At 64.8% G+C, this 8,227-nt stretch carries 7 protein-coding genes and 1 pseudogene; 5 read left to right on the top strand and 3 right to left on the bottom strand.

What is annotated here, in order from left to right; all coding sequences use genetic code 11:
- The coding region (locus H8B02_RS42250) for a helix-turn-helix domain-containing protein (protein ID WP_229171610.1) at nucleotides 1–150 on the top strand (150 nt) is incomplete at its 5' end.
- Between the two features lie 406 nt (nucleotides 151–556).
- A complete protein-coding gene (locus tag H8B02_RS42245; protein ID WP_229171608.1) occupies nucleotides 557–2,119 on the top strand; it encodes a 2-isopropylmalate synthase in 1,563 nt (520 codons plus the stop codon).
- A 105-nt stretch (nucleotides 2,120–2,224) separates the two neighbouring features.
- On the opposite strand, the gene H8B02_RS42240 is transcribed toward H8B02_RS42245, so the two are convergent.
- The gene (locus tag H8B02_RS42240) at nucleotides 2,225–3,607 is read right to left on the bottom strand and encodes an FAD-binding oxidoreductase (RefSeq protein WP_229171606.1); all 1,383 of its coding nucleotides are present in this window, start codon (nucleotides 3,605–3,607) and stop codon (nucleotides 2,225–2,227) included.
- 229 nt (nucleotides 3,608–3,836) lie between these two features.
- Between H8B02_RS42240 and H8B02_RS42235 the strand changes: the two genes are divergently transcribed.
- The gene (locus tag H8B02_RS42235) at nucleotides 3,837–4,973 is read left to right on the top strand and encodes a helix-turn-helix transcriptional regulator (RefSeq protein WP_229171604.1); all 1,137 of its coding nucleotides are present in this window, start codon (nucleotides 3,837–3,839) and stop codon (nucleotides 4,971–4,973) included.
- A gap of 291 nt (nucleotides 4,974–5,264) precedes the next feature.
- Nucleotides 5,265–6,254 carry a LysR family transcriptional regulator gene (locus H8B02_RS42230; RefSeq protein ID WP_229171602.1) on the top strand — a complete coding sequence of 330 codons (990 nt, stop codon included), beginning with the start codon at nucleotides 5,265–5,267 and terminating at the stop codon, nucleotides 6,252–6,254.
- Between the two features lie 52 nt (nucleotides 6,255–6,306).
- Here the strand turns inward: H8B02_RS42230 and mobA are convergent, their stop codons facing one another.
- Both mobA and H8B02_RS42220 read right to left on the bottom strand, forming a co-directional pair.
- Nucleotides 6,307–6,924, bottom strand: a complete 618-nt coding sequence (mobA, locus tag H8B02_RS42225; protein WP_229171601.1) for a molybdenum cofactor guanylyltransferase MobA — start codon at nucleotides 6,922–6,924, stop codon at nucleotides 6,307–6,309.
- Nucleotides 6,917–7,801 (bottom strand): formate dehydrogenase accessory sulfurtransferase FdhD, encoded by an 885-nt coding sequence (locus tag H8B02_RS42220; protein ID WP_229171599.1) that lies wholly within the window; start codon nucleotides 7,799–7,801, stop codon nucleotides 6,917–6,919. The genes mobA and H8B02_RS42220 overlap by 8 nt, the downstream gene beginning before the upstream one ends.
- A gap of 194 nt (nucleotides 7,802–7,995) precedes the next feature.
- Between H8B02_RS42220 and H8B02_RS42215 the strand changes: the two are divergent.
- Nucleotides 7,996–8,227: pseudogene (locus H8B02_RS42215) on the top strand (molybdopterin molybdotransferase MoeA); the annotation flags it as partial.

Raw genomic sequence — 8,227 nt, 5'->3', positions numbered from 1 at the left:
AAGCGGCTGATCGACACCACCGATGACGCGATGACCGAGATCGCCTTCCGCGCCGGCTTCGGCAGCGTCCGCCGTTTCAACGCGGCCTTCGCCGGTCTCTACGGCCGCTCGCCGTCGAGCCTGCGCGCGTCTTCGCGCGGGCGGAGGTGAGGGGACAGGGACGGGGCCGGGCGCGCCGTGCCATGCGGCACGATAGGTCAACCCCGTTGACCATCTTTACCCATTGCGGCGGCTTGCCATAATCGTCTAGAACGACGGAGCATAGCGCGTCCCGGCAACCAACCGTCAACGGTTTTGACCGAGGATTTCGGCGCTCAACAGGGTCTGGCAATGCTGATTCGCGGCCAAATCGATGGGATTTCGGAGGAGGTGGCCCAGGCTACCGCCACGATCCCGGCCGCGGCGCCCACCCTGCTTATTGGCGGCCTTCTTCTTACCTGCCCCTGAGGGCCGGCTGGGCGTTTGCGCCTGGGCACTCAGGGGTTTGTACGAGATCACCGGACCCTGACATCGCCCAAGCAACATGACGGGCGCAAAGTTTAAAGGAATTTCTCACATGGCCACCGTGAACAAGTCCGAGAAGGACCGCGTCATCATTTTCGACACCACCCTGCGCGACGGCGAGCAGTGCCCCGGCGCCACCATGACCTTCGAGGAGAAGCTCGAGGTCGCCGAGCTGCTGGATGATATGGGCGTCGACGTCATCGAGGCCGGCTTCCCGATCACCTCGGAAGGCGACTTTCAGGCGGTCAGCGAGATCGCCCGCCGCTCCAAGAACGCGGTCATCGCGGGCCTGTCCCGCGCCCATCCGGCCGACATCGACCGCTGCGCCGAAGCCGTCAAGTTCGCTCGCCGCGGCCGCGTCCACACCGTGATCGCGACCTCGCCGCTGCATATGCGCGTGAAGCTGAACAAGACCCCCGAGGAGGTCATCGAGACTTCGGTCGCGATGGTCGCCCGCGCCCGCAACCAGATCGACGACGTCGAATGGTCGGCCGAGGACGGCACCCGCAGCGAGATGGACTATCTGTGCCGGATCGTCGAAGCCGTGATCAAGGCCGGCGCCACCACGGTGAACATCCCCGACACGGTCGGCTACACGGTGCCCGAGGAATACACCCACTTCATGCGGACGCTGATCGAGCGCGTGCCGAACTCCGACAAGGCGATCTTCTCGGTCCACTGCCACAACGACCTCGGCATGGCGGTTGCGAACTCGCTGGCCGGCATCGTCGGCGGCGCGCGTCAGGTCGAGTGCACCGTCAACGGCATCGGCGAGCGCGCCGGCAATGCGGCGCTGGAAGAGATCGTGATGGCGATCAATGTGCGGAACGACAAGTTTCCGTACTGGAACAAGATCGACACCACGCAGCTGACCCGCGCCTCGAAGGTGGTGTCCGCCGCCACCTCGTTCCCGGTGCAGTACAACAAGGCGATCGTCGGCCGCAACGCGTTCGCCCATGAGAGCGGCATCCATCAGGACGGCGTGCTGAAGGATGCCTCGACCTACGAGATCATGCGGCCCGAGATGGTCGGCCTGAAGCAGTCCTCGCTGGTGCTCGGCAAGCATTCCGGCCGCCACGCCTTCATCCACAAGCTGGAGGAGATGGGCTACAAGCTCGGCGCCAACCAGCTGGAGGATGCCTTTACGCGGATGAAGGCGCTGGCCGACCGCAAGAAGGACATCTACGACGAGGACATCGAAGCGCTGGTCGATCAGGAGATGGCGGCCGCGCACGACCGCATCAAGCTGGCTTCGCTGACCGTGATCGCCGGCACCCATGGCCCGCAGCGCGCGACCATGAAGCTCGACGTCGACGGCCAGATCAAGATCGAGGAAGCCGAGGGTAACGGCCCGGTCGACGCCGTCTTCAACTGCATCAAGCGCCTGGTGCCGCACGAGGCCAAGCTGGAGCTCTACCAGGTCCACGCAGTGACCGAAGGTACCGACGCGCAGGCCGAAGTCTCGGTGCGTCTCGCCCATGAAGGCCGCTCGATGACCGCGCGCGCTGCCGATCCGGACACGCTGGTTGCCTCTGCAAAGGCCTATCTCGGCGCGCTGAACAAGATCGTGATGAAGCGCCAGCGCGACGTGCCGGCGGCCAAGGTCGCGGGCTGACGGTTCACTCGATCAAAGCATTCGGAAACGCGGCGCCTCGGCGCCGCGTTTCTTGTTGGATCACTTCGCGAAGCCTTCGCCTTCGCAATATCACGGGCCGCGGCATCAGGCGGCCGGCATGATGTTCTGATTGACCCGGAATAGATTGGCGGAGTCATATTTGCGCTTCACCGCCGCCAGTCGCGCATAGTTGGACCCGTAGGTTGCCTTGAGGCGGGCGTCGCCCTCATCATCCATCATGAAATTCGGGTAGGCGCCGCCGAGGTCGAACGGGTGAACCGCTTCCCAATAGGCCTTGGTCCATCGGGTGAGCGGCCCCGCCTTTTGCGGATTCGGATCGATGCCGGCGATGACCATCGACCAGGTCGCATCGCGGCAATTCCATGCGGTCTCGCCGTTGCCGACGCGATGCACCGCGCCGTCGATCGGGTAGAGATGCATGAGCGACAATTCGCTTGGCGCTTGCGCGGCCTGCTCGAGATGGATGTCGATCGCGGCGTCCGGCAGCGTCTTGACGAAATCGCCACGCCAATACCATTGCATCCCCTTGGGGTAGAGCCCGTCGAACATGCTCTGCACCGCCGGATACGGCATCGTCCCCATCCAGTTGAACCACGGCGCCGGCAATGCGTCGAGCAACGGCGCCAGAGCCTTCCTGGCCGCATCCTCCGGGCCGTCGTAGCAGCACATCAGGAGGCAGATGGGCTTTCCCCAAAGCTCTTCCGGAAACGGCGGACTGGACAGAACTGTCTTGAGCCCGAGAAAAATGCCGAGTTCCTCCGGTGCTGCCGGCAGGAAGTCGCGATAGCGCTGCATGATGGTGCGCGCCTGCTTCTGGTCCCAGGCGATCGGCCCGGCAAACACCGTGTTGACGGGGTGGAGCTGGAACACAAAGGAGGTGACGACGCCGAAATTGCCGCCGCCGCCGCGCAGCGCCCAGAACAGATCAGGGTTGTTGTCCTTGCTGGCGACGACGAAGCTGCCATCGGCGAGCACAACGTCGGCCTCGACCAGATTGTCGATGGTGAGGCCGTATTTGCGGGTGAGATAGCCGTGGCCACCGCTCAGGGTCAGGCCGGCGATCCCGGTCGTCGAGATGATGCCGGCCGGCACCGCAAGGCCGAACGCGTGCGTGGCATGGTCGACGTCGCCCTGGGTGCATCCGGCACCGACCCGCGCTTGGTGAGTAACCGGGTCGACGCGGACGCCCTTCATGGCGGAGAGGTCGATGACCAGCCCGTCATCGACGCTGGCGAGGCCCGGCCCATTATGGCCACCGCCGCGGATCGCGATTGGCAGGTCATTGTCGCGGCCGAACGTCACCGCAGCGATGACGTCTGCGACATCGGCACAGCGGGCGATCAGCAATGGCCGCTTGTCGATCATGCCATTATACAGCGCACGGGCTTCGTCGTAGTTGGCCTCGCCACGCTCGATGACTGTACCGCGCAGGCTCTCACGCAACTTGATCTTGGCTTCGTCACGCATGATCCTCTCCTGATCTCACGGGCCAGTTGGGTTGCCCGACAGGGCCCTGTGCTCCCGTCCGTGTCGGAACTCGGCCCTGCCCGTCGCTGGCGTTATGCGGGTTACCCGACGGTCGTAACTTGCCGGATCGGTGCGGCCGCCGCGTCACCCGATCGATTGAGGTGCTGGCTGCCGGCTCCCCGGGCGTGCTACGATGCTGGGGTCGGTTCAGCAGGCTGGAGCCACCGACATGCGTGAAGCTGACGAACTGTCGCGGGTCATCGGCGACATCTACGATGCTTCGCTCGACCCGGCACTGTGGCCGAGCGCGTTTGAAACCATCTGCGGCTATGTCGGCGCGGCCTCCGCCAGCCTGCATTCGCAGGACTCGGTCAGCAGGGCAACGGACGCGCTGTTCTGGTGGGGCCGCGAGTCCGACGCGCCGCACTATTTCAAGCTCTATCGGGAGGGGTACGGCAAGATCAATCCGATCTTTCCGGGCGTCGTCTTTTTCGAAGTGGAGCAGCCGGTCGCCGTCCCCGACGTGATTTCCTGCGAGGAGTTTGTTCGGACGCGCTTCTTTCGCGAATGGCTGTTGCCGCAAGGCCTGACCGACGGCCTGTTTTCGAACCTGGAAAAGGGCGTGACGAGCTGCGCGCTGTTCACCGCCATGCGTCACGCCGGGCAGGGCCAGGTCGACGACCGCATGCGCCAGCGGTTCGAACTGATTACGCCGCACGTCCGGCGCGCCATGCTGATTGGCAAGGTAATCGATCTCCATCGCGTCGAGGCAGCGGCGCTGGCGGACAGTCTCGACGAACTCGTCTCGAGCATGTTCATTGTCGATTCGACCGGCCGCATCATCCATGCCAATGCCAGCGCCCATCGCCTGATCGCCGAGGCCAATGTGCTGCGTTCCAACCGCGGCCGGATCGCAGCGCTTGATCCCGAGGGCAACCGGCATCTGCTTGAGATATTCGCGGCGGCCCAGGCGGGCGATGCGGCCGTCGGAAAGAAGGGGATCGCGATGCCGCTGACCGCGCGCACCGGCGAGCGCTACGTCGCTCATGTGCTGCCCTTGACCTCGGGCGCGCGCCGCAAGGCGGGTGTTTCCTACTCGGCAGCGGCGGCTGTGTTCGTCCGCAAGGCCGAGTTGGATTTGCTGTCACCGCCAGAGGCTATCGCCGACGAGTTCAGGCTGACGCCAGCGGAGGTTCGGGTCATGTTTGCGATCGTCGAGATCGGCGGCGTGCCCGAAGTCGCCCCGGTGCTCGGCATTTCCGAGCAAACCGTCAAGACCCATCTGCATCGCATCTATGAAAAGACCGCCACGAAGCGACAGGCCGATCTTGTGAAGCTGGTCGCGAGCTATTCCGGACGGCTCTGAGTCAATCCGCCGCGGCATCATGCGCCATCTGGTCGGCATGCTGGATAGATTTGCGTAGCGTGATCCGCTACTCCCGCGAGCATCATGGCGGGTTCCGCTTCGCTGATCCGCGCGCGAAGAGAATGAACCCAATATTACGCGTTCGTCACAGACGGATCGGCTTAGGACAGAATCTGCCCGCTGAGCTCATTGTTGGAATCGTTTCCCAACTATCCACCTCATTCCTCGCCGCTTTGGGATTTTCCGCGCCAGCCGCGGCGTTACCCTGTGCTCCTCCTGAGGACGCCGCCCATGTCGCTTGCCCACGTCGACGTCGACATCCCGCGCGCCGCCACGCCGGCGGAGACCGCGCTGACGCGCCGGGTGGACCTCACCACGCTCCGCCTCTTCGTCGCCGTCTGCGACGAGCAGAACCTCACCCGCGCCGCGCAGCGCGAGGGGATCGCGGCGTCGGCGGTGTCGAAACGGATGAACGATTTCGAGCTCGCGTTCGGCGTCACGCTGTTCAAGCGGCTCGCCAAGGGCATGGCGCTGACGCCGGCCGGCGAGGCGCTGCTGCATCATGCCCGGGTCACGCTGCTCAATGTCGAAAAGATCGCGGTCGAACTGTCGGAATATTCGCAAGGCGTGCGCGGCCATGTCCGCATGCTCACCAACCTCTCGGCGATCGTGCAGTATTTGCCGGAGGACCTCTCAGCATTCTTCGCGGCGCATGAGCTGCTCCGCGTCGATCTGCAGGAGCGGCCGAGCGGGCAGGTGGTGCGCGGCATCGAGGAGGGCGCGGCCGAAATCGGCATCTGCTCGGCCGAGGCCGACAGCCGCGCGCTCGAAGCCTTCCATTATCGCTACGACAATCTGGTGGTCGTGATGCGGCCGGACCATCCGCTGGCCGGCCGCGAGAAATTGCGGTTCATCGAGACACTCGATTTCGACCAGATCGGCCTGCACACCGCGAGCTCGATCTACCTGCGCTCGCAATATGCGGCCACGCAAGCCGGCAAGACGATGCGGCTGCGCATCAACGTGCCCGGCTTCGATGCAGTCTGCCGCATGGTGCAGGCCAATATGGGGCTCGGCCTGATCCCCGATCGTGCCTTCGCGGTCGTCGGCGCCGGCATGGGTCTTCGTGCCATCCCCCTGCGTGACGATTGGGGGCGGCGCGAGCTGAAGATCGTGGTCCGCGATGCCGCGCATCTGTCCGCAACCAGCGGCCTGATGCTCGACTATCTGCGCGCGGTGGAAACGGATCGGAGAGGGCGGGCCAGCGGGCAGCTCGGCTAGCTGTGTGCGTGCTCGCAGCCGGGGATGTCCGTTCCGGACGCAAGCGCGCGTCTTAGCCGCCGTCAAGTGCGGCGAGGCGATCGGCTTCCATGATGTCTTCGACGGTGTTGGCGTTGAAGAACGGATCCAGCGGCTCGGTCGGCCATTCGACCGTTGCCAGCGGATAGCACGCGGTCCAGCGATCGATCTTGCGCACGTCCTCCTCGACGAGCGCATAGCGCAATTCGTTCCGCAAGCGCACGCTCCAGAGACCGATGACCGGATGCACCTGCCCGCCGGATGAGGCGACCGCGAGCTCGGCATTCTCTGCCGCGCGCGCCTGCTCCAGGCGTGCGACAAGATCACGCGGAAGAAACGGACAGTCGCCGGCCGCGCTCAGCACCCATTTCGCACCCGGCCGATTGGCCGCGGTCCAGTCGAGCGCCGCCAGGATGCCGGCGAGGGGGCCGGGATAATTGGCGACATCGTCGGCGACGATGGGAAGGCCGAAGGCAGCGAAGCGCGCGGGGTCGCCATTGGCGTTGATGATCAGCCCGCTGCATTGCGGGGCGAGACGGTCGATCACCCGCTGCAGAATGGTCCGGCCGGCGATCTTGCGCATCGGCTTGTCGCCGCCGCCCATCCGCCGCGCAAGGCCGCCGGCCAGCAGCACGCCCGGGATATCAGTCATTGTCGGCCTCGCCCTTGCGCTTGTGCCGCATCGATTCCTCTTCGACATAGTCGAGGTTCTGGTCGTAGACGATCCGCTCCTGGCCCGACAGCGCGATGAAGCGCTTGCCGCGCGCGCGTCCGACCAGCGTCAATCCGACCTGCCGCGCCAGATCGACACCCCACGCCGTGAATCCGGAGCGGGAGACCAGGATCGGGATGCCCATCCGCACCGTCTTGATCACCATCTCGGAGGTGAGCCGCCCGGTGGTGTAGAGGATCTTGTCTGCCGGATCGACATTGTGGCGATAGATCCAGCCCGCGATCTTGTCGACGGCGTTGTGCCGGCCGACATCCTCGGTGTAGCAGACCGGGGTGCTCTCCTTGCACAGCACGCAGCCGTGAATGGCGCCCGCTTCCAGATAGAGCGACGGCATCGTGTTGATGGTGTGGGTCATCTGGTAGAGCCATGAGGTCCGCAGTTCGGCCTTCGGCAGCGCGACCTTCTCGACGGCTTCGAGCAGGTCGCCGAACGCCGTCCCCTGGGCGCAGCCCGAGGTCTGCGTCCGCTTCTTCAGCTTCGCCTCGAAATTGGTGTGGTGCTCGGTGCGGACCACCACCACCTCCAGATCGTCGTCATATTCGACCTCGGTGACGACGTCGTCGTATTTGAGCATGTTCTGGTTCAGGAGGTAGCCGAGCGCGAGGTATTCGGGATAGTCGTTGATCGTCATCATCGTGACGATCTCCTGCGCGTTGAGGTAAAGCGTCAGCGGCCGCTCGACCGGCACCTTGATCTCGGTCCGCTCGCCGGTCTGATCGATGCCGATGACGCGCTCGGTCAGTCGCGGATCGTCCGGGTCCGGAACAATAATGGGCGCGGTGGTCTTCTCGGTCACAGGTCGGCGTCCCAATGGGTTCACATGGTAACGAAGCTGGGGATATAAGCACGATCGGAGACGGACTGGCCACTCTCCGCCGCCTCGCCGGAACTGCCAAGGATTCGTCACGGATGGTCCGGCTTTGAGGATAACGCCGCGGTTCGCGATGTGGGTTGAACAAATCTTGTCGATGGCCGAGGACTGAGGACATCATGGCGCAGCTTTCCGACGACTGTTTCGCGTTCGGCGGACCGATGATGTCGGTCGACGAGGCCGTCGCGATCATCGCCTCGCGCGTCAAGCCTGTCGGCGAGACGGAAGCCGTCGCCCTGGTGGACGCCGACGGACGCATCCTTAGCCACGACGTGGCAGCGCCCCTGCCGCTGCCGCCGTTCATGAATTCCGCCGTCGACGGCTACGCGGTGTCAGGCGCAGACCTGCCGG

Origin of the sequence: Bradyrhizobium altum, assembly GCF_020889705.1 — a bacterium.
GTDB lineage: Bacteria > Pseudomonadota > Alphaproteobacteria > Rhizobiales > Xanthobacteraceae > Bradyrhizobium > Bradyrhizobium altum.
The sequence above is the reverse complement of the archived record's forward strand: the minus strand, read 5'-3'. Positions and strand labels throughout refer to the sequence as shown.